The sequence below is a fragment of the Mucilaginibacter sp. FW306-07-L genome (genome assembly GCF_058782065.1).
This window is the reverse complement of the sequence record NZ_JBYSXI010000001.1, coordinates 897169-921722: the sequence shown is the minus strand read 5'-3', so window position 1 is coordinate 921722 and position 24554 is coordinate 897169. Positions and strand designations below refer to the sequence as shown.

Sequence of the window (24554 nt, the reverse complement as noted above, 5' to 3'; positions counted from 1 at the left end):
GTACCCCGACCAATCGGCCGGGGTATTTTTTTACCTTGGATTTTGAGTCATGTTTGATAGTGCGATCACATCTTCCGGTATCGGTAAAGCGTAACGAAGGTCATTGGGTGGCAAGGTGTAGGTCACACCGAGAACGGTTCGGGTCAGTGTGATTCCGGCACCTTCCTTGTTCAGTCTCTTAATATCCATCCATCGCAAACCCCTGTTCAATAATTCTTTCCTTCGTTCCAGGAGGACGCGTTGTAATGCAACTGTTGCGGACGTCTCGTTATATGGCACATAGGTACCTGTTTTCCAGCGCTTACCGAGTAAAGTGTTTAAATCGCGCATCCCTTCGGCGATCTTACCATTCCTCAATGAACATTCTGCACGGATCAGCAACATTTCGTTAGTGGATATTCCGCCGAAAGGCGCTAACTGGCCTGTATAGTTTCCCTTGAAGGCATAAGTTCCATCTGTATTTCGCCGGAAAAATACGGTCTTGCGCAGATCATTGTCTTCATACAAAGCGTACAAATGAGGGTCTGTTTTTGCCCGGCTTGGATTGATGGGTGCCGGAGTCGCAATGGTGCTAAAATAAACGGTCTCTGCATTGAACTGGGCAAGCGGATACGCCGCAGCGGTATTTAGCGTGTTATAATCTATGAGCTTGTCATACTGCCGCAAACAGGAATCGGCATATAAGCCAGCTTCAGTATAACTGCGCATGTACAAAAAAGCACGGGCCAGCATCCCATACGCAGCGGCCTTTGAAGGCCTTAATGGACTTATGGTTGATACCGGCAATAGCGTGACAGCACTTTTGAGATCACTGATGATTTGCTGATAGGTCTGCTCATTGGTTGATCTTACTGACGTTTCATTGAAATTAGTATTCAGCCGGAGCGGTAAACCAAGATCGGTGGCTGCTGTTGACGGATCGTAGGCCAAGGTCCATATTGCAGCCATGTTGAAGAGATTCTTTGCTCGGAAAAAATAGGCCTGTCCCTTGATGTCGTCATAAGTGACCTGATTGGCAACACTTCGTTCGATGTGGTCGATATTTTCCAATACTGAATTTGCCGCGTAAATCGCCGTATAGCCATTGTTCCAGGAATTGGATTGCGCTTCGAATAAGTTATCCTTTTGCCAGGTATACTGACGTCGATAACCCTCCTGGCTTAAGGCACTATAATTTGCATCTAACAAATAGTAATCTGTACTGCTGACCTCACCTTCACCCGGATCGCTGAAGGACATCTTGCTATAAGCGTCCAATATAGATTGCAGGTCAGCCAAAGTCTTAGGAACGACCAATTTTTTGTCTGATTTCTCATCGAGGTATTTTTCACAACCGGTTAGGGTGATCAGCATCATACCGGCCACCATCGCAATTAAGTTTATTCTTTTCATGATGATCTAATTGATATTCGCTCTAATGCCAATAGCGTAGACCGCCGGATTAATGAGCGTCGTAGAGTAATAATTATAATCAGGGTCAAGGCGGTGGTTATTCGCTCGCCAGATGATCCCTAAATTACTGGTGTTGAAATAGACCTGTAAGGTGCGAAATGGCAGTCTACGCCAGCGCTGTCTTGTAAATTCGTAGGCCAGGTTGATGTATTGTAGCCGGACATGATCTCCTTTTTCCACTAATGCCGCTGAGCCAAGGTAAAACGCGTCACGGCTAGACACGGCCGGGTATGAAGCAGACGGCACAGTAGTATGCAGTTCGTCTCCGGGTTTTTGCCAGCGCAAAGCGTAATCGGCATGGCCATTCCAGTTGTTATAAAGATCCGTATAAGAGATCGACGACCGCCTGAAATAATAACCAAATTTATAAACCAGACTAACGTTTAGGGAGAGCTGCCCGTAACTGAACGAATGGTTAAATGAACCGAACCAGGTTGGTAAAGCGGAAGCGAAATACTCCAGGTCATTGACCGTAGTGTTAGCGCCGGTCAGCTTGATATAATCTTTGCTTACATTAACTCCATCAAAACCTTGCGGATCACCATTACTAGGATCAAGACCAGCCCAACGATAGGCGAAAATGCTATATACGGGCTTGCCGGTCACACCCGAGATCGTGGGATTAGGACCAAGGAAACTGCTGCCTTGTGTATTGGCTAAATAATAGTCGGTCACCTGATCACGGAAATAACTGAGATTAATGGAGGGCGACCATTTAAACCGGCCATTGAATACTTTGGCTTGTAATTCCATATCAATACCGTTCCCGCTGATCGACGCCACGTTCTTGGTGACGGCATTACCGATCCCTGTGGTGTAGTCAATAAGTGCTGTACCAAACAAATCCCGGCTATTTTTATGATAATACTCTATAGAACCGGAGATGCGTTGATCGAATAATTGAAAATCTGCACCTAAGTTCAGCATCCGGGAAGACTCCCAGCGCAGGTCAGGGTTGGCGTAGTTGATGAACCTCGAAAACGGCTGACCGGTATAGGGCGAATTGGTCGCATATTGAATGGTTGTCACCGCGCTCATGGCCGGGTCGATATTACCGCTGATACCGTAGGTTCCCCGGAACTTCAGATAATTGAGCCACTTGGCTTGCAAGAATGTTTCATCGCTGGCCAGCCAGCTGAGTCCAACGGAGTAAAATGGATTCCATTGATCGTTGGTGCTCAGTCCGAACAAATTGGATGCGTCCCGCCGTGCACTGAAAGAAAGGGCATATTTGCGGTCATAGGTATAGGCAGCATTAATAAATGTCGAGACAAAATTAGTTTTGATCTCGCTGATCGAGTTTCCGTCCGGTACGAAATTTTGTGTGCCTGTGACGTAATGAGGATAAGCTGTGCGGTAATCGGTCATCCCAAAGGTCAGGATATCATCGTCATAGCCGTATAGCCTGCTGCTGTTGCCAGCTCTTGTGGTACGGCGCAGTTCACTACCTGCAAGCGCATTCACCTCGTGCTTACCCCAACTACGATCAAAATTCAACTGCCCACGGAAATTATTGACGGTCAACCGTTCTGTGCTGTTGTCCAAGACACCTCCGGCAGGTATTATCCGGTTCAGGGTGTTGCCATTGACCTGGGTAAAACTATTCACCAGGTCTCTTGCAAAGAAGCTTTGACTGCCTCTTAAATTATGTGTGTCATTGGACTGCCGCTCATACAAGTATTTGAAATCAATGGCGAAGCCCAAGGGCAGCTTGTAATTCAGGCCTGTATTGAGTACCACGTCCTGCTGACCCGACCGCTGGCGATCATTTTCGCTATCTGAAAGTGGAAAGTAACGCCAGTCCAATAAGCCTTTGCCATTCAAAGAAGTGAGATAAGAACTGCTATAGGTCTTAGGTAAGGCTACAGGGTTTCCTTGTGCATCTGCTAATCTTGCATACGGCAAAATCGAATTCGCATATTGGGTAATACCGCCCAAGCCCTGACGGCCTGAACGCGTGTCTGCACGCGTATAGAGTATTCCACCTTGCAGGGTCAAGGCCTCTACCGGACGGTAGACCTGTTGAAACCGTGCGTTGACCCGATCATATAAAGCGTCCAAATTGCTGAGATCACGATCATAACCGGTCGAACCCGTCCAGTTGCTTTTTGCAGCACCTCCACGAACCGACAGCGCGTACTGCTGATTGAATTGCCACTGATATACATAATTTGTAAGGTCATCACGAATATCATGCTGACGTAAGGCGCTTAACTGCGTGTTGACCGCTTCTGCGGTCATCTTGCCCTGATCTTTGGCCAGTAACAGTTCCACCACATCCGAAAGCACCCGGCGATTGGTGCTGTTGATCCAATCGTTGTAGAACCCTTTGCTGTACAGCTGCTGCTCCACATTCACAAAGTCAGAAGAACTCATTTGCCTGACATAGCCCAGGTCTGGTTTAGCAGCCGTAGCTACAAAAGCATTAAAATCAACCGTAACAGGCTGGTTGAACTTTGCTTTTTTGGTCGAAATCACGATAACACCGTTTCCAGCACGAGCGCCCCATATCGAGGCGGCTGCCGCATCTTTCAGGACGGTAACACTTTCAATATCATTCGGGTTAATATTATTAATATCCCCTTCATAGGGAAAGTTGTCCACCACGATCAGTGGTGATCTTGGCCCTTGTATGGTGCTCAAACCACGGATCACCAATTGCCCGGACGTGCCCGTACTACGGTCGACGGTCAAGCCGTTCGCTGTCGCTTCCAAGCGGCTTAGTACATCTGTACTGGCTTGTAATTCGAGTGCTTTGCGGTCAACGAGGGAAAAGGAACCTGTTGACCGTTCCTTGGGCAGGTTTTGGTATCCGGTAGATACCTGTACCTCCTGTAGCTCGTTCGCCTTTGGCGTCAGCATCACCTGAACAAAGGTATCTTTGCTGGCCGTGATGCGCATTGATACGGTTTGGTAGCCGATATGGGATATGTTCAGTTGTGCGTCCTTGCCACGAAAGGCGATACTGAAACGTCCGGTCTCGTTGGAGGTTGTCGCTAAGCGGGTGCCGTTTACCTGCACGGTCACACCGCCAATAGGCGCGTTATTTTCAGAAGAACGGATCAGTCCATTAATAATGGTTTGTCCCTGCGCGGTGACCGCAAAGAACAAAAGATAGATAATAATCAAAAAGTGTTTCATGGTCAATCTGGTTTAAGTTGATTAGGGGTATTCAAGGGGTTCTTAGAGCGGATAACAAGCATCCTTAATTTTCTATCAGCAGAACGCAATTGCAGCCCATAGCCTTGTAACATGCGGTTAAGATCTTCAAGGTTTGCGGGGCGGTGGTCAAAGCGGATATCGATATTTTCTGTTATGCCCGTCTCATCCAATACCGGTAATTTAATTATTGGAAGCGCGTCAATACGTGTTCTTAAATAGGCCACGGGTGCGTTAATTAACTCTGCCTGTTCAGCATCGAATAAGGTATTCTTTTGAGGTGCACCGGTGGTGACCGGAACGGAGGTTCTCTTCAGTCTTTGCAGGACCAGGCATGGCTGGGACCGGATCAGTAAGCGGCCGTCATAATCGGTGATCCGACTTAATTCAGCCAGCATGTCTGACCATAGTGAATCAGCCCGACCAATCGGAATAGTGTATTCAAAATTCCAGATCGTTGAGGTAAGCGCACGAATGGCTGATGTGTCATCGATCTCCAGCAGGGTGAGCTTCTTGCTAAATTGTTCTTTGCGCTGGTCGTATAAGAAAACAGCTGCATCCTCAAACAAACGCAAAAGGGTCGCATTGGTTAGGGCACGTCCATAGATAACCTGTCCACTTCGCCGAATCTTTCCACCGGAAGGTAAACCACTATAACGGCCTTTCGAAAGGACGGTGTAAGCCATGATCGGATTGTCACCAGGATAGTCCTCAGATAAAAATAATGGCCGATCAGCGTTGAGGTCTTTCTTAACCTGCATGGCGGGGGCTTGTTTGCCATTGACGGCTTTGCGCACATTGTCGAGATTAAAATCCTCACCACCGGTCAGGGCAAAGATCTTACCCTGCGGATCGATCCAGACATAATGCGGCACCGTACGATGCGGAAACAATTTAGATAAGAGGGTATCAGCGGTGACCGACGGAAAGTTGAACCTGCTACCTGCGGGTGAGCGGAAGAACTTCTGTATTTTCTCGGTGGGTTCATAAGCCACACCCAAAATTTGGAGACGGTCGCCAAACTGTTGTTCAAAAGACTGGGCATCCGGAAACTTAGCGATACAGGATGTACACCAAGTAGCCCAAAAATCCAGGATAAGATACTTGCCTTTGAATTCAGCTATTTTTATGGTAGAACCGGAATGGTTGACCAGGTTAGTAAGGGTCAACTCAGGCAATGTGTCACCGATCTTAAGCGGCTCAATGGATGCTGCGGAAACACGAAAGTTCAGGCATAGCAATCCCAGGACACTGTAGCGTATCAATTTTTTCATGGAGCGTTAATTAATGATGGGAAGAGTGGAAAGAAAAGATAATGGCGGCGCCAAACTATACTATTAACTGAAATGCGCCGCCGTTACCACCGGATCATTCAGGCGGACAAATGACCAGGAACCAGATAGTTTGCTTATTTGTCGTTAGGGTCATCGGTAATAGATTGATCATTCAACAATTGGCGCACCTCTGCCTCATGGTAGATAGCACTTACGAGATTAGGTAAGTCGGATAATCCAGCTTCCTGTAATTGTTGAACATCAATCCCTTTTTCCGATAGCGAATTTTGAAACCACTCCTGCAATTCCTGCTGGAACTGCTCATAAGGAACCTGGGCAAAGCGCTGCATGATCTCAGTAAGACTACCGAAAGCAGGTTTTTGGTTCGCATGTGGTTTCATTTCATCCATGATAAACAATATTGTTATATCAGTACGGAGTCGCGGAAGGGTATGTCTATTAATATACTACAGGCATGGGTCCCAACTTATTGTTCACGGAGGGTTGACACGCCCTAGAGCACAAATAAGAAGGGATACCCATACTTGTAGCATGGGCATTCCAGCTTCTCATCTAGCGCTCTGTTTGAAAGTGTCAATTTCCGTGAGCAAGACTCAAAGCGAATGCTTCAATATTTTCGAAGTATCCGCAAAAATAACATATGTGCTTTTAACGCACAGATTTATTTAGCATAATCTTATTATCAAATATACCATAATAAATAAATTATGGCAAGTGTGACGTAATATTTTATAAGCGAAGATGGTTGATTTACGCCTGAATGGGAATACAATATCGGAATCAACAATTCATAGATCAAATCACAAAAAGAATTGAAGAGATTCGATTACAAAAAGGTATCGTTCAAGAAGATATAGCGGATCGTACAGGATTTACCTTAAAACAAGTGTGGAGATTATTGAATGGACAGCATAATTTTGCTATCTCCAATATAGAAGCCATAGCTAATGCATTGCAAGTCCATCCAAAGGAACTTTTTGATTTTGAATTTGATTTCGCTAAGCACCCGCCAACTAGAAAAGAGAGAAAAGCTAAATAACATTAAGGGACTAAGCATAATTTAGCTACTTGAAAAAGCCCAGCCAACAATTTCCTCAATCGCGGCTTTGATCTCCTCCTGCCCTTTCTCCTTGCTGATGTCAATATCACAGAACATGCCACCGTTAAACTGCATATGCAGAATGGTATAATAGATCCCGCCAACCAACAACGCAGCGATCCCTCTAAAATGAACGTTTCTATTTTTGAAATGCTCGTCAGTCATTCCTAATAGAACCTGGCCGGCATTCTCCCGTGCATTATGAATACTTTTCATCATTGGACTGTTAGCCGATATTTCCCAAAGTATCAAACGCTGCATTTCCTGCTCTGATAGGAAGTAAGTGAATTGGTTCTTGAACATTTCGGTGAAAAGATCTTTCAAAGAGGTACAACCAGACTTATCCACACATTCCTGAACCTTCTGATTGAACTTTAACCAGTAATCGTTTTCTACCACATAGGATTCGATGAGAAAATCGACACTTCCAAAGTACCGGTAGATCAATTTTTTATTGACACCAGCCTGTTTAGCGATCTTGTTCACGCCTAAACCATCATATCCAGTACTTTGCAGGATCTCACCGACCGCCTGTATCAATCTCCGCTTGGTATTTTCTTTATTTTTAATATGCTCTCTCATACTTCACAACCATTAGGAATAAATTTACAATTAATTATTATACGCTGCCGTTACCCTAATATCGACCGGATGTCATTTTTGATCTGCTGGTAATTTTCTAAAATTTCTTCCTGATCAATATCCCGGACAGCAGGTATGTCTTTATAGAGAGCTTCCTCAGCTTTAATTGCTTCATGATCGTTCTGTATCTCATTATGAAATACCTTCAGTTCTATCTTGTTGGTCGGGTCGTCAGCTACCATGCCTACAAATTCACCAGAAGAAAGCCCTGAGATCTTAGATGCGGGTATCGCAAAGTCCAATTGCGTTGACCGACTCACCGACGTATCCTGGCTATTGATCGAAACACTTTCTTTGAGTTGATTGATTTTGCCAAATCGTTCAGAAAGTTGCTTTGCGGTATCACCAGTTACCTGGCCACAAATAATATTTCCTACGATATTCATGATCACTTCAGCCTGATCCCGTCCGTAGTCTTTTTTTAACTGGCTGTAATCCTGCACAGCTAAGGTCACTGCAACCTTGTTGGATCTCGCGGTAGCGATCAGGTTGTCAATGCCATTAAAATAAATGGTTGGAAACTCATCGAAGATCATGCTGCATTTAAGTCTGTTCTTTTGATTGACCAGCTTATTAATGCGGTTAATGTAAAGGGACAATACTGCGCCATTGACCTGCGACTTTTGCGGGTTATTGGCCAGACATACGATTTTGGGTTCCTCGGGTGAATTGATGTCCAGGGAAAAATCATTACCGCTCAGAACATAGTAAAGTTGTGGTGAAGACAATCTGGCCAGGCTGATCTTAGCACTGGCGATCTGTCCTTCCAATTGCTCATAAGCTTCGTTCTGCCAGGCAGAAATAAACGGGTTGATCAATACCTCGATCTCCGGTTCCTGTAGCAATACCTCAAATAATAGCTTGTAATCAGCCTGCGCTAATTCGATCACATGAGGCAACGTACAAAAACGACCGCCCTGATATTTTCTTAGGAACCACATGATGGCCGTGACGAAGTTGATCGGAGATTCGACAAAGAAGTCGCCCTGCTTTTTGATCCATTCGCGGTTCAGTCCCAGCATGATCGTTCTGCTCGCATCAATGGCATCTGTGATGTCAAGCATGGTTTCCGGCTCTAAAGGGTTAGCACGGTGCATGATCTGTTCCAGGTTGATCACGTACTGAATGGGTTTGACCTTGTAGAGATGTCCATATTTTAAAAGCGCATTATAAGCGATCTTAGTCAGGTCATCATACTTAAAATCGTACAGCAACATCGAAAAGCCTTTTTGAATGTGCTGTGTGATCATGTGGCGGATAACAAAATAAGATTTACCAGAACCCGGACTACCACCGATCAATGTCCCCCGAAAAGGATTAATGATGTTGATCCAGCTCTTATGTGTTTTACCACGGAATTGATATACCGTAGGCAGGTTGATCGAATATTCATTTTGCAAATACCGTTCCTCCTGAGGAAACGATTCATTGTCCTTATTAAAGATGTCGCTCCCCATCCTGAGCTTTAATATCCTGAACATTGCACCTACTCCGGAGAGTATTAGCAAATATCCTAAAGAAGTTACACCGATATACAGTGATGCTCTTAATGCCAATGATAGGCTGGTTTGCAGAAAGGCTGCGCTGATAAAGTATAAAGTCAGCCCGACAAGTATATAAGTAGTGATGGTATTCCATCTTATCTGCTCATCCTTCTTTCCTTTACTGCCTAGTAATGAAATAAACAAAGCGACAAGCGACGCCAGTTTAGCAAAGATCAGGTCATTAAAAACTACCATTTTCGAAATGGAAGTAAGGACACGATCTACAACCGGCTTTGTCAGGCCCCAATACTGAAAGGCCAAATAACATGTCAAATAAAAATGAATGATCAATACTGCAAGGCTTATGAACCTGGTAAAGTCAATGACCTTACGTAGTGCTTGCTCGTTTTCACCTGTTTGCATACTGTAAAATTTAAAGTGAATGTCCTCTGCGTTTTCTCTTGCGCTTTCTTTGCTGTAGCCTGCCGATGGCTGCCATATCTTGTTTATCTTCCTGGTACAAGGCGTCTATGATTGTACCACTATTGTTCAAAAAGTTATCACCTGTTATTCCTGTATTATCAGGTACATTGTTACTGCCGGATAGTTTAGTACTATGGCCAGGATCAATGCTTCCTTCTGATCGAGCGAAACTTAGTGAAAGGCTGTTTGCACTATAGCTTTTGCCTAGGTCACTACCGTTGAATACGGCTTTAATATTATGATCGACAAAGGTGACCCCATACAACCGGCCATCTTCACTGTGACGGAAAATGGCTTCAATATTCTGTTCCTTGAGCTTTAACAGAAACTCGGTTTTACCAATCGGCTTGATCAGCAGATCATCAATCGTCTGCTTTACCTGCTCTCTTAATGATTTGCGTAACACCCCGTTCAAGGCAAAACGTCCTTCCAGTGCCTTCAATGTTGGTTTGCCGTAAATACTACTGGCCTTAATGGGAACGCCGATCTTGCCGCCTTTACCATCCAGTGCCCAGTATACCAACCCGTTTTGCTCATACATCCTGGATTCTTTTGAACCCCGGTCAGCCGTCACGTTAAAACCGTTCAGCACCGCGTTAAATTCCGGGATACTGGTGAACTTGTAGGTTCGCAATACCTCACTTACGACATTAGTGATTGCCCGCTTGGTTTCGGATTTTCCATAAGCTACTTGTTCCAGGGAAAGAGATTTTATGTTATGTTGAACTTTGCCTTGATCTTCTGCCTTGACTAATCCATAATTCAGCTCTACTTGCTTCCGGGATTGCTCGGACGCTTTATTGGCCAACAAATGGAAGCTGATCCTTTCGCCATCCGGTTTGATGTTGGTAGATACCAAATGCAGGTGTGGATGGCCGGCATCGTAATGCTGGTAGACAAGGTACGGTTGCTTACCAAATCCTAAGCCTTCCATATACTCATCGGCAACTTGCTGAAGTGTCCATTTATCCAAATTTTCACCAACTGCAAAATTCAAGGACACGTGCAAGGCGTTGACCTGTGTGCGCTCGTTCCGTTTTGTCAGATCAGTCAACCGGTTTACCTTGTCACTGAAAGACAGGTCATACGGCTCCTTCAAATAACCCTGTGCCAGGATCAATTCAGCCTTGCCCAAACGCACCTTATGCTCGTTGTAATTTATTGCCCCGAGGATGCTCCGTCCGGTTTTAATTTTTGCGACCATACTTCTGAAAAGTTTTGCATGCGGTCCTTGATCTGCGCGATAGCCGGGTCAATCTTGTTGCCGATAATGGACATAAGTGACAACCACAAACGGTTGTCTGCCGAACCATGTGCAGCGTTGATCTGACGGACAGCTTGGTTCAAATTATTACCAATGGCATTGAGTTCCCGACGAAGCAATGCCAACTCTTCGAGCATCTCATCCATGGACTTGTCCCGGTAGTTAACGGTGATCGGTTTTTCCAATAAAACGCAACGGATGTACTGGCTCATCTTCCTGAAACGCGTCTTTTTAAACCGCTTGTTAATTAGTAAAAATTCACCGGGTTTAAACCTCGTGGTGATCTTTCGTAACCGGTTTTCTTCTTCATTTTCCATAACTCACATCATCTAGAAATCCGACTTCGGAGGATTTTTGAAGTGCCCCCGGACTGACTTTGGAAGGGACGGCAAGATTCCGTTGTCCGACAACGGTTTATCTTGCTGATTGCTTCAAAATGCAATCTCGTCCTTTTCAACTCCTCGATTCGGATCTGTTAAACATCAATTACTTAATTACGATTCACTGTAAAACGGGGACTGCCTGAACTGACGTTTTACTTCCTGTCGGTAGTTATAGATCCATTCAGCAGCACATACTTTCCAGTTGCGAACAGTGCCGCCAGTCGGCGTCTTCCACTCACGAATATCATATTCATGAAAGAATTCGTCAGCCAAATCGGTCACGCCTTTTTGGTCAAAATAGATGTGCAAAACTTCCAAGTTGGGTGGCATGCTTGTGCCCATACCATCATGATTTCTGATTGGAAAATTACTATGGCTATTTGCCTCATTAGGCTGATTGGCTATTATACGTTTGGCCTTGCGTTTCATGCCAATTTAATGTGATCGTTCAACTTGCCTGAGGTCATCAGCTTTTCAATTTCTTCTGAATTGTAGTAAGTGATACCCCCTAATTTTTTAAAAGGAATCAAGCCCTTATCCCGCAGATATTGCAGTTTGCTTTCGGACAGCCGGAGCATTTTTTTGATCTCGAAAGCTTTCAGCCAATGGTGGCCGGACTGGCCAGATTGTTCTTTGAGCAGCTTCTTAATGTCAACGATAAGCTGTTGCTTGAAGTCGAGCAAGTCCTGAACCGTTATCAGGTGATCGCGGTTAACTTTAGGAAAGTCATGTTGGATTTCATTATGATTTGCCATAGCTTAAAATTTAGCTTAGCAAAAGTGGGGATGAGAAAAAGAAGTTTATCACACCTCATGTACGAGGTAGGAGTTTTTTTTACTTTTTGAAGATTAGGGTATTTAGTATTTTAATCTTTATTATTTTTAAAAAATAAAGATTAAACCTTATACAATATGACTAATGATAATCCCAAAGGATCGGTATGGCACCGTTGGGAACCCCACATACACGTACCTGGTACTGTACTTAATGACCAATTTCCTAAAAGCGATGATCGTTTCGAACTTTATTGTGACCAAATTGAAAACTCGTCACCTAAAATACGTGCACTTGGTGTTACCGATTATTATACACTATCATCCTATGAGCAAATTATTCAACTTAAAAAACAGGGGCGTTTAAATGATGTAGAATTAATTTTCCCCAATGTTGAAGTAAGGCTAAAATTGGGAACATCTAATGATAAGTTTGTCAATGGGCATCTACTTTTTTCACCAGAAGACCCAGACCATGTATTGGAGATAAAAAGGTTTTTAAGTAAATTGACCTTTAAAACACGGAAAGATGTTTATGCATGTACAGATGCAGATCTAAAGAAGCTTGGCAAAGATCATGATCCTAATATTATTGCAGACCATAAATTAATGGAGGCTGGTGCTAACCAATTTAAAGTTGATTTTGAACAACTAATAACAAATATAAATGGAAGTACCTGGGCACAAGAAAATCTGCTTATTGCAGTTGCAGCTGGTGAAGATGGCACCTCGGGATTGCAATCGTCCGACAGTTCTTACGACGAAATCCGAAAAAAAATTGAGCACGATGCACATATAATATTTTCAAGTTCTGAAAAAGACCGTTCGTTTTGGATCGGTAAAGGAGGGAAATTATCAAAGGAGGACATTGTAAAAGTTTATCGATGCTGCAAGCCTTGCATACATGGTTCCGACGCCCATGACCTTTCGAAAGTCGGTAAACCAAAAAATGAAAAATTTACATGGGTCAAGGGTGATTTGACTTTTGAATCAATTAGGCAAGTTTGTATAGAACCGGAAGATAGGGTAATCGTTTCCAGTCAACCAATGACATCTGTCACGGAAGCCTATGTTATTGACCAAATTGAGATTACGAATGCTGATTGGATGAACCCTCAAAATCTGCCATTAAATTCGGGATTAGTAACAATAATTGGAGCCAGGGGGTCAGGGAAAACAGCTTTAGCAGATTTGATCGCTACAGGAGGTTATGCTATATCACAACAAATGGGTGATACATCTTTTATCCGAAGAGCATTTTATCATCTTCAAGATACATCAGTCAAGCTGGAATGGCTTTCAGGCAATCATACAGAACAACAAATTATTGACACTGAAAACGAAGATTTAATATCCAATCCGAGAGTTCAATATTTATCCCAAAAATTTGTTGATCAATTATGTTCTGCGGAAGGTGTAACTGATAAACTTCTAAAAGAAATCGAAAGGGTGATATTTAATTCCCATCAACCAGAGGAGAAGTTAGGATTGAGTGGCTTCAAGGATTTGCTCGATAAAAAAGCAGAATCTGCGAGAGCTGATAGAGCGGAGCATGAAACAATGATTGCTCAAACATCTGAACTTATCACAAGGGAGAGATTTAAAAAAAATAATATTGCAATACTAAACACTAAAAAACAAGAACTCGAAGGCAATATTAACCGAGACAAAGGTGCTCGGGCGAAATTATTATCAAAAGATAAGGATTCCCGATTACAATCACTCGCAGATGCGACCGCAGCATTAGATAGTGTTAGTGTAAAGCTGGATGCCGTTCAAACTAAATTAAGGTCGATAAATGCATTACAACAAGCTGTGTCAACTGCTCGTAGCACTACATTTCCACCGTTTTATAACAGGCTTAAAGATGCAAATGAAAGTGCAGGTCTTTCTGAACTCGAATGGTCAGCTTTTCAAGTTGATTTCAAGGGAAATGTTATTGATATTTTGTCAGCTCATACTATTTCATTAAATGTCGAAATCGGAAAGATAAAGGGGACAAAAGCTGAGATCAGCAACCCACAAAACCTAAATATATCTTTTATTACTCCAGGCAACCCATTGGTTAATCACACATTTGAAATACTAAGCCAAGAAGTTGATAGATTACAAAAGCTCATTGGAATAGACACCCAAAATGCAACATTATACACTAAAATTTCCGAAAGGATACTTAAAACGGAGGGTGAGCTTGAGAAACTAAAAGTCGAAATAATTGATGCTAACGGCGCACAGCAACGTATTGAGAATCATATTTTAGTTAGAAAAAATGCTTACCGTGAAGTATTCAATGCATTGTTATTAGAGGAACAGGAATTGCGTGACCTGTACAAACCCTTGGTAGAAAATTTAAAAACACAAAGTGGGAGCCTTGGAAAATTATCCTTTACAGTGAAAAGAACTGCCGATATTGAAGTTTGGGCTGATAGAGGCGAATCATTACTTGACCTTCGAAAAATGGGTGCTTTTAGAGGAAAGGGGGCACTATTAGACTTTGTAAAAAAAGAATTGAAACCTATTTGGGAAAGTGGAAATGCAGATGAAATTTCAAATGCTTTAGCAAAATTTCGAGATGACCATGAGGCTCACCTAATTGAGCATGCTCAAGCAGAAAGAACTGACAAAGCCGGATTTTCAAAATGGGCAAATCAAATTGCAGAATGGCTCTACAGCACTGACCATATTTCCATAAACTATGGTGTAATTTACGATGATGTTGATATTTCACAATTGTCGCCGGGTACGAGAGGAATAGTATTGTTATTACTTTACTTGGCAATTGATAAAGAGGATGACCGTCCATTAATCATTGACCAGCCTGAAGAAAATTTAGACCCCAAATCTATATTTGATGAACTGGTTCCTTTATTTAAAACTGCCAAAAATAGGCGTCAAATAATTATTGTCACGCATAATGCAAATCTTGTTGTAAATACAGACGCTGACCAAGTAATCATCGCGAAAGCTGGGGCTCATTCGATTGGTCAATTACCAAAAATGTATTACAGTATGGGTGGCTTAGAAAATCAATTAATTAGAAAAGGTGTTTGTGAAATTCTTGAAGGCGGTGAACAAGCGTTTAAGGAACGTGCCAAGCGTTTAAGGGTAGCTATTTAAATATGGAACATAAGGAAAAGATAGAAGCATTACAAACATTGAAGGAAGATGCTCTAAGAGAAAATGTATTAATACCGCTTTTTTCAAAAATGGGATTTATAGACCCAATATCTCACCACCATAACAATGAAAAAGGTAAGGATATTATTGTTAAAGATTACGATTCAAAATTTAAGAAAACAAGCTATTTAGCAGTTGTTGTTAAGGCGGGAGATGTTAATGGCTCCGCCTCAGGAAATTCAAACTATTTTACATTATTAAACCAAGTTAGACAATCCCTTAATGAACCATATAAACATATTTATGAACTTAGGGAGGTTCAAATTGACCAAGTAATAATTGTTATTAGTGGCAAGTTTTTGCCAACGTCACTTGAAAGTATTTATGGTACGTTGAAACAAGAACGTTTGGATAAAGCTATAAAGGATACAATTGATATTAATAAGCTTGTCGATTTGATAAATGATCATTTTGTCGAATATTGGTCCGAGATTAAAGATTCTAAAGATTCAATTAAACAACAAAGAGATCAATTACTCAATAATGTAAGTAAGCTTTGCAAGGTGCTTTTTAATGATTCGAAAAGTGAACAGGCAGTTTTACAGCAGGCTTCGTCAAAAGATTTAAAAATTGAATTATTTCCATTCCAGTCAACAATTAAATATTCGGCAAATATTGGTTACTATAAGATTGAAATAGATGAGATTGACAAATACTATGTAGATGTACCGCTCCACAATGAATATGCTGAGGTTAAAAAGTACACTTTTGATTTAAAAAAGCGTGCTCAGAGAATACTTTATGACTTAGAAGAACCGATAAGTCTATTAAAGAAAATTCTTGACGAGAAAAATCCTGAAACCTTATGTGAGTTAATAGAAGATGTTGAAGGATTTATTAATCGTTCAGGAAGCCTAAGTGTAAATTCTCATGATTTGGAAGGGCAAGATGAATTTAGTAATAGTATAAAAGACTATAGACAAAAAAAAGAATTTTTAGATTTAAAAGGGCTTACCCCGTTTTTTAAGGAAGTTTTTAATTCAATAGAAGAATCAGCTGCTAAGTTTTTAATCAATACCTATTCATCTTACAATGGTTCAGATTCGAGAAGTTGGATAAAGCTCGATCTTAAAATTTCCCTTGAAAAGAAAATAATTTATAACATAGAGTTCTCCGAATACAAACAGGAAGCTCGATATAAGATGGATGAAAGGCAAAGTAAATATCTAATTTCTCAAGAAAAGCAAGTTGATCTGAACGGTGAAAGTTATACAATAGCGCATTTATTACCCAACTTTAAGAATTTAAATAGCGATTTTAATATAGAGCAGAAAGCTAAAAGTAAAACTTGGCTTTTTACTAAAGACTTCGAAGAATTGCTCTTTGAGTATTTGAATTATGATAATAGCTAAACTTTTCGAATGTGCTTAATAAACCTTTCAATGATATTTGGTTTATGACAAAACCCTTAACACAAACCATGGAGGGACATTAAATGCTACTTGAGAGAATTATACGGGTCATAAGGTCAACTGCATCAAAACCGGTTTTTCTTTTAGGTGGAAATTCGGGAAACTCTTTTCCTGGTGCTAATCCGTTAAATGTCAGTTGTCCAAATGAAGTTGAAACGCCAATTTCATATAAAGGATGACTAAATTCACTATTATTATTTAGTCGAGAATAAGCAGTGCCAAACCCAGCTAATATATCACATAGCTGTATGGCGAAGTCATTAGCTGAATCTACAGATGTTGTTGTTATAACACGAAGTGGGTACTCTAAATATGTGCCGTCTCCAAGTTGATGTATCTGTCGAGGAACTTCTTGATTTGTTACAGCCTGCCAAGTTTCTCTTTGCCTTAAAAAATGAGAAGAAGCATCGTGATAGACAAAAAAGTCATCCGTATAACGTTGACGCCAGTGACCGATTATCGCAATCATAGTTGTCAAATGAATATCGTTGGTCGAGCGAAAATCTTCCAGATCGGAAAATCGTGTAAGATTGTGAGCTCCATCTGCCATTTGTGAAAGAAACGGCTTTACATCCAAATCCTCAACTCGATCTTCTAATTTTCTTATATCAGAGCTTAGAAGATTAAGCCCTTCTTGTGACGGTGCACGACTAAAGTGCATATAAGCTTGAAGCAAATCATCATACACATCTACTTTGGAAATGACTGTCAATCCAAAATGAATGTAATTTGTAATTTTTCTACAGAAACCGTCTGCATAAAAGTCATAACCGCTTTCAGTGATGGATGGCTCTAATAAAAAATCAACCATTTTGGCAAATACAGCGAATCGTTTGTCTACACAATAAAGGAATATGTTATCAAGATAGCCTGATAACATATTCCCAAAAGTGGTTAACCCTGCTTGATTACGACTGTTGATGATCTTGTTAAATTTATATTCAGTGCCCAGGTAATTTGGGAAAGAAGTTCGCAATAAGTCTTCGGCCACTTCCGAAGATATAGTTGAACTTGCAATTACAAAGTAGGGTTGTTGTGGATCAAGTAGATTATAACCAGTGAAACCTGATTCGTCAAAGTAAAGATTCATAATTTCAATGAAAAGGCTTCTAAATATAAATATTAAACCTTACAATACAAAGAACCTATACTTCAGATGACTCAGCAAATATTTTTTGTTCAACTGAACAATTTATTCACAATACTCTTATTCAACTTGTTTTCTAAAGCCTACACATCTTCTTTCAATTTCCGTTCAATAACATACGCGTAAATTTGAGTTGGTGTAACTTTGTATAGTCTAATATCTTCCCCCACAGATTAGATAGAAACACCATTCGATAAGATTACTTTAGTGGCAAATTTATTCCATACAATATGGAAAGTTACATTTTTAGTAATCCCATAAAATCGCTTAAGTCTTTTAATAGCTGTTCACTTTTAGTTCAACGATTATTTTAAACACGGTTTCATCAGATAAGGCGCGGATATCGTGACCCCCTAATTTTTTACAAGTTGTTAAGCCTTCGTCGCGAACGTTTTGTAGCATACTTTTGGAAAGCCGAAGCATTTTGCTAATCTCAAATGCCTTCAGCCATTTTTTTCTCGAATTTCCCGATTACTCATAGAGCAGCCTCTTTATTTTGCCAATCGGTTGCTGTTCATAGTCGATCAGATCTTGAACGTAATCAATTGAGCTTGGTTTACTTTCGCTAACTCAGATTGATTTTCATTATGATTGCCATAGCTTAAATTTACCATAGCAAATGTGGAGATGGAAAAATAGTATGTATCACACATCATTCATGAGGTACGTGTTTTTATATGAAGGTATAGCAATGGTCTCGTCTAAGAACAGGAGAGGCAATTAAAATATGACAATATTATTTTTTTATAAAAGAATTACTAATTTTATTAGCATATTAGTGTGGAATTAATTTTATATATTTAAGCTTTTATGGGAAAACCTTTCGCAAATGAAATTAAATTGTTGCTTGAAACGAGTTGTTGGGCTAGTAGTTTAAATATCAGTTACCTTTCTGAATTAATAAGTAAATATCGCCATCCTGTGTATATCGTGGGTTCTGGCGGGTCATTTAGTGCATGTATCTACGCTGCCGATTTACTGGCCAGCAACGGTATTATTGCAAAAGCAATTACTCCACTGGAATTATTTTATGCTAAAAATACAGTTAAGAAAAGCAATTTAATTTTCATTAGCGCAAGTGGAAGAAATAACGATATAATTTTTGCATTTAAAAAGGCTATAGAAAGCGAACCGATATCAATCATTAATATATGCATGCGGGAGAATACAAAACTTACCGAATTGGCAAGTCGTTATTCATCTTGTAGTAGTTTTGAATTCAGTCCTCCTGCCGGGAAGGATGGTTTTCTGGCTACAAATACTTTAATCGCATATTTTGTTATCTTAAATAAAGCAATTAAGAATGAATTCACAGGCAAAAGGTTAACTGATCCTCCAGAAGCAATCTTTAAGGATTTTATTGCAAAAAGCACAAAGAACACATGTTTCACTATCTTATATGGTTCATACAATCATGCAGTGGCAGTTGATTTAGAATCAAAATTCTCAGAGGCCGGATTAGCACCATCGTTGATTAGCGATTATCGGCATTTTGCACACGGCCGTCACCAATGGTTTGACAAAAAGATAGATTCAGCAATTATCGCATTAACTTGTGAATCAGACGAAAAATTATGCACTAGAACGTTGGCTTTAATGCCAGATGCTATCCCTAAAATTATTTTAAAAAGCTCATCAGATGATTTTGAAGGAACGATTGATTTGTTAAGGCAGTCAATGGAATTAATCCGACTATATGGTGAAAAACAAGGTTTTGATCCCGGAAGACCTGGAGTGCCCGATTACGGCTCAGAAATCTATCATTTGAGATACGAGCGTCTTGTTACAAACAAACCACTTACAAAGGAAAATATTGCTATCATCCGTAAGGCGAAAGCGAACTCACTGTCAGATATAAATAAAGAAGATTATACAATTTGGAAATCATATCACAAAAAATTTATAAGAAGCATTGAAAATGCACAGTTTGGAAGCTTAATTTTTGACTATGACGGCACACTTTGTTCTGCTGCAAATCGATTTACTGGAATGGCGGATCAAATTGGTTCTTTATTAGTTGATTTCGTAAAAGCTGGATTTGTAATTGGCATTATTTCTGGCAGAGGTAAATCTTTAAGAACAGATATAGAAAGAGTTTTTGAGCAACATGAAGAGTTGAAGAAACGTGTTGTACTCGGTTATTATAATGGAAGTGACATTGCACCTCTGTCTGACACCAACCACCCCGACAAATCGTTACCAATGCATTCTTCGTTAAAGATTGTTTTGAATCGCATGGAATCAATTGGTGTAAAACCAGATGTCAGTCCGAATCAATTGACGTTTGGCTCAAAAACAACAACCGAATGGGAGTCCTTGAAAGAAACCTTGCTCAATGAATTGATGTTATTGAACTTATCAGATATAACGATTGTAGAATCCTCTCACTCGATCGATATGATTCCGCGAAATTTAGCATCTAAGAATAACATGCTCATTCATTGTCAAAGGTTATGTACTTCCCTCGGCTTAATTGAGAACGCTCTATGTATTGGAGATAAAGGACAATGGCCGGGAAATGATTTTGAACTGCTGGCTAATCAGCACGCGTTAAGTGTTGGGGAAGTTTCGTCTAATCCAAATGTAGGTTGGAATGTTTGTCCAGTAGGTATTAGAGATGAAAAAGGAGTAAGTTATTTGTTTACAAAAATTAAAATGGAAAAGACTTATTTTAGACTGGCCAATATATGAGAACCACTCTGGCCGAAACCTTATTAACAAAAATCATGGAATGGACTCCGGGCGAAATTGACAAAGAGCGCCCATTACTTCAAGCTATGGCTAATCTTAAATGGAACGAATATCAGCAGTATTCTCCAGGTACTCGATTCCTTGAGAGTTTAGTGAAGTGGTTACAACAATTCGAGACATTAGCTGATAAGAAGACAGCTTATAGACTTGTTCGAGAACACTTGATATTTATTTCAAGTGAGCAAGTAGCACATTTGGTAGATATATTGTTTTCAGAAAAAGTAAACCCTATTCTAATCAAAAAAACGGCTGGTGAAATCGATCTGCCAACATATTTAGTCAACAAAATATTGAATGATGTTGCATATTCAAAAAATTTGAGAACGTCCTTATTTGTTGGTTTAAGTGACGGGTCAAAAATCGATCAATTCAGGAGAAATGCTTATCTAAACAATGAACAAGTTATAGCAACTTACGACATTTCAGATAACAAAGTAATCGACCTCTTAACTAATTTACAAAAGGAAATCCCTGACTCGAAATTTAAAACAATATTTCTAATCGACGATTTTACTGCCAGCGGAAAAAGCTATTGCCGTCCGGGAGGAAAAGGGAAGTTAGGTAAAATATTCACATCAATATTTGAAAAAGGCGTAGAAGGTGATGAAGGTTATAATGCGGCGGTTGACTTAGATAATGTAGAAATACATATACTATTCTATATAGCTACTATTGAGGCAATTCAAAATATCAATGATGGGATCGCGGAATGGAAATCGGAGCATAACATTGATTTTAAGTGCACTGTTGACTGCTTACTTCCTATAGATGAAACAATAAAGAAGAAAATCACAGATGATGCCGAAATATTAGACTTTCTCTCAAGACATTTTGATCCGGAGGTTGTTGATGAGCATTATCAAAAAGGTAAACATGATTTACCTTATTTGGGATTTAATGAATGCGGATTACCTCTCATTCTAAATCACAATTCTCCCAATAATTCGTTAGCCATACTTTGGCTCCCAACTGATAAAAAATACAAAGGTCTATTTCCGCGAATTTCCAGGCATAGAGAAAAATGAGCATAAAGATAAGAAACCCATTTTTGTTGAGGGCATCCGAAAGAATTGAATCGGATGCAGGTTTTTTACGCTTATATAGTCCGCTTGTATTAGATTACTTTATTGATGTCCAAGCCGCTGGCAAATTGTGGGATACAGTGTTTTTCATTAGAAGCTCACCAGGTGCGGGCAAAAGTTCCTTGCTCCGTCTTTTTGAACCAAGTTCCCTGTTGACATTGCAAAATCGGAAGTCGGGCGAAGAGTTTAAGGAGGTTTTTAAAAAATTAAAGAAAATAGAAGCTGTTTCAGATGAAACGATTAACGTTCTCGGTGTAAATTTAACATTTACCAGAAATTATGAACTCCTCGAAAATTTTTCGGGAATTGACATAGGTAATCGCGAACGATTATTTTATTCCTTACTTAACAGTAGAATCATCACTGCTACACTTCGTTCTATCCTTTCGTTAAAAAGGTTGCAATTTCCAGAAGATCTTTCCAAAATTGAATTTACCTATCCTAACACGAAGCTGTTCTTTAAACGTATTGAAGTGCCATGCAATGGACAGTTGCTTTATGACTGGGCTGCTGGTATAGAGCGCTCGATTTATGAGCTATTAGATAGCTTTCTACCAATGACACAAACCTCCATTGAAGGCCATAATGAGCTTTTTTCAATTGAGGCATTGAAACCGGAGTATATCAGAATAGATGGTAAACCAGCATTTAAGAGAATTCTTTTCATGTTTGATGACCTTCATAAACTATCTTCCAGGCAGCGCGACGTTCTTATTGCTCACTTGTTAGAAAAGCGAAGTAATTCAAGCCTGTGGCTTTCAGAACGTCTCGAAGCTTTGAATAACCTACGAACAAACAGTGGTAGGGATTATGAGGTCCTTAATTTAGAAAATTATTGGAAAGACCGCGAGGTCAAATTTGAGAAACTACTCACAAGTATTGCAGTAAAGCGTGCGGCTGAATCGCGGGATGGTGTTGAGTTTTCTCTTGAACCACAATTGAATGAATATGATTTATTGGATGTTTATAGTGAGGCTAAGAAAACCCTTATCAATAATATTGACGAATTGACTCTAGGTACTCAAAAATTTGATTTGTGGAAGAATTATTTGCTCAGATTTGATGGGACGCTTCAAGAGTTTTGTTTGCTTGCTAAACAGATTGAGATTTTAATTTACAGAAACATAGCTAAATCTGAACTTGCTTTAGGCTTTTTATTAAGCGTGGAGGAATTACATGAAAAAACAGATGAAAAAATCTTAACAGCTGCGCGCCTGTTTTTAAGTAAGCAGTTTAATATTCCATACTATTTTGGTATGACAATGCTGGCTAAAATATCTACCAACAATATTGAGCAGTTCCTCAGCTTCAGTTCGCCTTTATACGAAAGAATGTTATCAATGAACCTTAACATGACCAATGTATCAATTTCAGCTAAGGATCAAGATAAGGAAATTAGACGTATAGCTAACGAGAAATGGCGCGAACTACAACAAATGGTTCCAGAAAGTAATTTAGTGATTAAGTTCTTAGAGAACCTTTGTAAATTCTGCAACAGTGAAACTTACCGCCCCGCTGCAAGTTATGCGCCCGGTGTAAATGGCTTCTATATTGATGCAGCTAAGACTATAAAGCTCATCAATGAAGAGGATTGGTTATCAAATGAGATTTTTGAAGATCTCCGAATTGTAATAAACACTTGTCTTGCATTTAACCTACTGCATATAAAAGAAACTATGCAAGGTAAGAAAGGGCAAAAAAAGAATATATACTATTTAAATCGTTGGATTTGTGTAAAATTCAACTTGCCTCTTAGTTATGGAGGATGGAGATCAAAAAAACCTGATGACCTATTGCGATGGACGAGAAGATAGAAAAATCCTTTAAGTGGGATCCGTATGTGCTATTACGAAATGACGACATTTCATCTTTCTTAAAAGATTATTATCCAAATAATAGCGATAAAAAGCTCTTGTACATTATGGGTGAAGGCTTTGATATGCGTATGAATCGGGGAATCCAGTGCCTAAAAGATAACTCACCCAGTCTTAACGTCACCTGTCTATTGATACAATATGACGAAGGAAGGAGTTCATCTTCAAAGCGTTATAAGCCACTCGTTAAAAAGAATATTGAAGAACTTGCGACCTTAATCCCTGAAGAAAAGATTTTAAGTCGAAAAATTGAACTATGGAGTGCAGAAGGTAAAAAAAGGAAGCGTGTTGGCGACCAAAATGTTGCTGACGTTTTTAACAATGCTGAAATTTTTGCTGATTACACAGATGTGATTGTAGACGTAAGCGCGTTGCCAAGAGGGATTTATTTTTCTTTAATTGGTAAAATACAGGCAATGCTTGATCAGTTCTACCCGGACAGTTTAAAGAACTTTTTTGTTGTCACCGCTGAAAACGCAAGCCTTGATTCAAACATAAGAGAGTTTAAACCGGATTCTGAATTATCCTATGTTTATGGATTTCGTGGCGGCTCAGAATTGACATCCGATAAAAAGCAAATTATCTGGTTGCCAATCCTTGGAGAGGGTACTGCTCATCAAATTGGCGCGGCTTACGAAAAAATTAAGCCAAATGAAATTTGCCCTGTATTACCTTTTCCGTCTAAAGACCCAAGGCGGTCTGATGCCTTATTGATTGAGTATCATCAATTGTTATTTGATGAGTTAAACATAGAGGGCCAAAATATAATATATGTCCCTGAACAAAATCCATTTGAAGTTTACCGGACTCTTAGCCAGACTATACGAGATTATAATGAAACGTTGGCAGTAGTAAAAGGGTGCGATATTGTAATCTCCACTTTTTCAAGTAAATTATTATCAATTGGTGCTCTTCTTTGTGCTTATGAGTTTAAGGAAAAAAATTCTATAAAAGTTGGTATATTGAATGTTGATTCATCAGGTTATGAGATTGAAGAAGGGGGATTTGAAGATAATATCGCTAATCGTTCAGAACTTTTCCTAATTTGGCTGGCGGGAGAACCCTATAAAAAATAGA

General features: G+C 40.1%; 18 protein-coding genes. 7 read left to right on the top strand and 11 right to left on the bottom strand.

The window, feature by feature from the left end; genetic code table 11:
• Positions 1-30: 30 nt before the first annotated feature.
• The 4 genes from AC3WJC_RS04165 to AC3WJC_RS04150 form a co-directional block, all read right to left on the bottom strand.
• A complete protein-coding gene (locus tag AC3WJC_RS04165) occupies positions 31-1392 on the bottom strand; it encodes a RagB/SusD family nutrient uptake outer membrane protein (protein WP_492397810.1) in 1362 nt (453 codons plus the stop codon).
• 6 nt (positions 1393-1398) lie between these two features.
• On the bottom strand, positions 1399-4593 hold the full coding sequence (locus tag AC3WJC_RS04160) for a SusC/RagA family TonB-linked outer membrane protein (protein WP_492397809.1): 3195 nt from the start codon (positions 4591-4593) through the stop codon (positions 1399-1401).
• Between the two features lie 2 nt (positions 4594-4595).
• Entirely contained in the window at positions 4596-5885 is a 1290-nt protein-coding gene (locus AC3WJC_RS04155) for a TlpA family protein disulfide reductase (protein ID WP_492397808.1), read from the bottom strand.
• Between the two features lie 134 nt (positions 5886-6019).
• On the bottom strand, positions 6020-6295 hold the full coding sequence (locus AC3WJC_RS04150) for a hypothetical protein (protein WP_492397807.1): 276 nt from the start codon (positions 6293-6295) through the stop codon (positions 6020-6022).
• A 371-nt stretch (positions 6296-6666) separates the two neighbouring features.
• Between AC3WJC_RS04150 and AC3WJC_RS04145 the strand changes: the two genes are divergently transcribed.
• A complete protein-coding gene (locus AC3WJC_RS04145) occupies positions 6667-6945 on the top strand; it encodes a helix-turn-helix domain-containing protein (protein ID WP_492397806.1) in 279 nt (92 codons plus the stop codon).
• Between the two features lie 21 nt (positions 6946-6966).
• On the opposite strand, the gene AC3WJC_RS04140 is transcribed toward AC3WJC_RS04145, so the two are convergent.
• From AC3WJC_RS04140 to AC3WJC_RS04115, 6 genes are all read right to left on the bottom strand, one after another.
• Positions 6967-7587: a TetR/AcrR family transcriptional regulator gene (locus AC3WJC_RS04140; protein WP_492397805.1), complete on the bottom strand. Its 621-nt coding sequence runs from the start codon at positions 7585-7587 to the stop codon at positions 6967-6969.
• 50 nt (positions 7588-7637) lie between these two features.
• Entirely contained in the window at positions 7638-9554 is a 1917-nt protein-coding gene (mobC, locus tag AC3WJC_RS04135; protein WP_492397804.1) for a conjugal transfer protein MobC, read from the bottom strand.
• 10 nt (positions 9555-9564) lie between these two features.
• Positions 9565-10818 carry a relaxase/mobilization nuclease domain-containing protein gene (locus tag AC3WJC_RS04130; RefSeq protein ID WP_492397803.1) on the bottom strand — a complete coding sequence of 418 codons (1254 nt, stop codon included), beginning with the start codon at positions 10816-10818 and terminating at the stop codon, positions 9565-9567.
• On the bottom strand, positions 10773-11195 hold the full coding sequence (locus tag AC3WJC_RS04125; protein ID WP_492397802.1) for a plasmid mobilization protein: 423 nt from the start codon (positions 11193-11195) through the stop codon (positions 10773-10775). The genes AC3WJC_RS04130 and AC3WJC_RS04125 overlap by 46 nt, the downstream gene beginning before the upstream one ends.
• A gap of 177 nt (positions 11196-11372) precedes the next feature.
• Entirely contained in the window at positions 11373-11690 is a 318-nt protein-coding gene (locus AC3WJC_RS04120; protein WP_492397801.1) for a hypothetical protein, read from the bottom strand.
• Positions 11687-12016, bottom strand: coding sequence for a helix-turn-helix domain-containing protein (locus AC3WJC_RS04115; protein WP_492397800.1), 330 nt, complete (start codon positions 12014-12016; stop codon positions 11687-11689). The genes AC3WJC_RS04120 and AC3WJC_RS04115 overlap by 4 nt, the downstream gene beginning before the upstream one ends.
• A 156-nt stretch (positions 12017-12172) precedes the next feature.
• Between AC3WJC_RS04115 and AC3WJC_RS04110 the strand changes: the two genes are divergently transcribed.
• Positions 12173-15151, top strand: coding sequence for a TrlF family AAA-like ATPase (locus tag AC3WJC_RS04110; protein ID WP_492397799.1), 2979 nt, complete (start codon positions 12173-12175; stop codon positions 15149-15151).
• A 2-nt stretch (positions 15152-15153) separates the two neighbouring features.
• Positions 15154-16563, top strand: coding sequence for a hypothetical protein (locus AC3WJC_RS04105; RefSeq protein ID WP_492397798.1), 1410 nt, complete (start codon positions 15154-15156; stop codon positions 16561-16563).
• 79 nt (positions 16564-16642) lie between these two features.
• On the opposite strand, the gene AC3WJC_RS04100 is transcribed toward AC3WJC_RS04105, so the two are convergent.
• Positions 16643-17713, bottom strand: a complete 1071-nt coding sequence (locus AC3WJC_RS04100) for a DUF3800 domain-containing protein (RefSeq protein ID WP_492397797.1) — start codon at positions 17711-17713, stop codon at positions 16643-16645.
• Between the two features lie 867 nt (positions 17714-18580).
• Here AC3WJC_RS04100 and AC3WJC_RS04095 point away from each other — a divergent pair.
• Genes AC3WJC_RS04095 through AC3WJC_RS04080 form a run of 4 tightly spaced genes read left to right on the top strand, consistent with a single transcriptional unit; the run spans position 18581 to position 24553 of the window.
• Positions 18581-20461 carry a hypothetical protein gene (locus tag AC3WJC_RS04095; RefSeq protein ID WP_492397796.1) on the top strand — a complete coding sequence of 627 codons (1881 nt, stop codon included), beginning with the start codon at positions 18581-18583 and terminating at the stop codon, positions 20459-20461.
• Complete coding sequence (locus tag AC3WJC_RS04090) at positions 20458-21546, top strand: phosphoribosyltransferase-like protein (RefSeq protein ID WP_492397795.1); 1089 nt, start codon at positions 20458-20460, stop codon at positions 21544-21546. The genes AC3WJC_RS04095 and AC3WJC_RS04090 overlap by 4 nt, the downstream gene beginning before the upstream one ends.
• Positions 21543-23417: an ORC-CDC6 family AAA ATPase gene (locus tag AC3WJC_RS04085; RefSeq protein ID WP_492397794.1), complete on the top strand. Its 1875-nt coding sequence runs from the start codon at positions 21543-21545 to the stop codon at positions 23415-23417. The genes AC3WJC_RS04090 and AC3WJC_RS04085 overlap by 4 nt, the downstream gene beginning before the upstream one ends.
• The gene (locus AC3WJC_RS04080; protein WP_492397793.1) at positions 23402-24553 is read left to right on the top strand and encodes a hypothetical protein; all 1152 of its coding nucleotides are present in this window, start codon (positions 23402-23404) and stop codon (positions 24551-24553) included. Before AC3WJC_RS04085 ends, AC3WJC_RS04080 begins: the two co-directional genes overlap by 16 nt.
• Position 24554 lies beyond the last annotated feature (1 nt).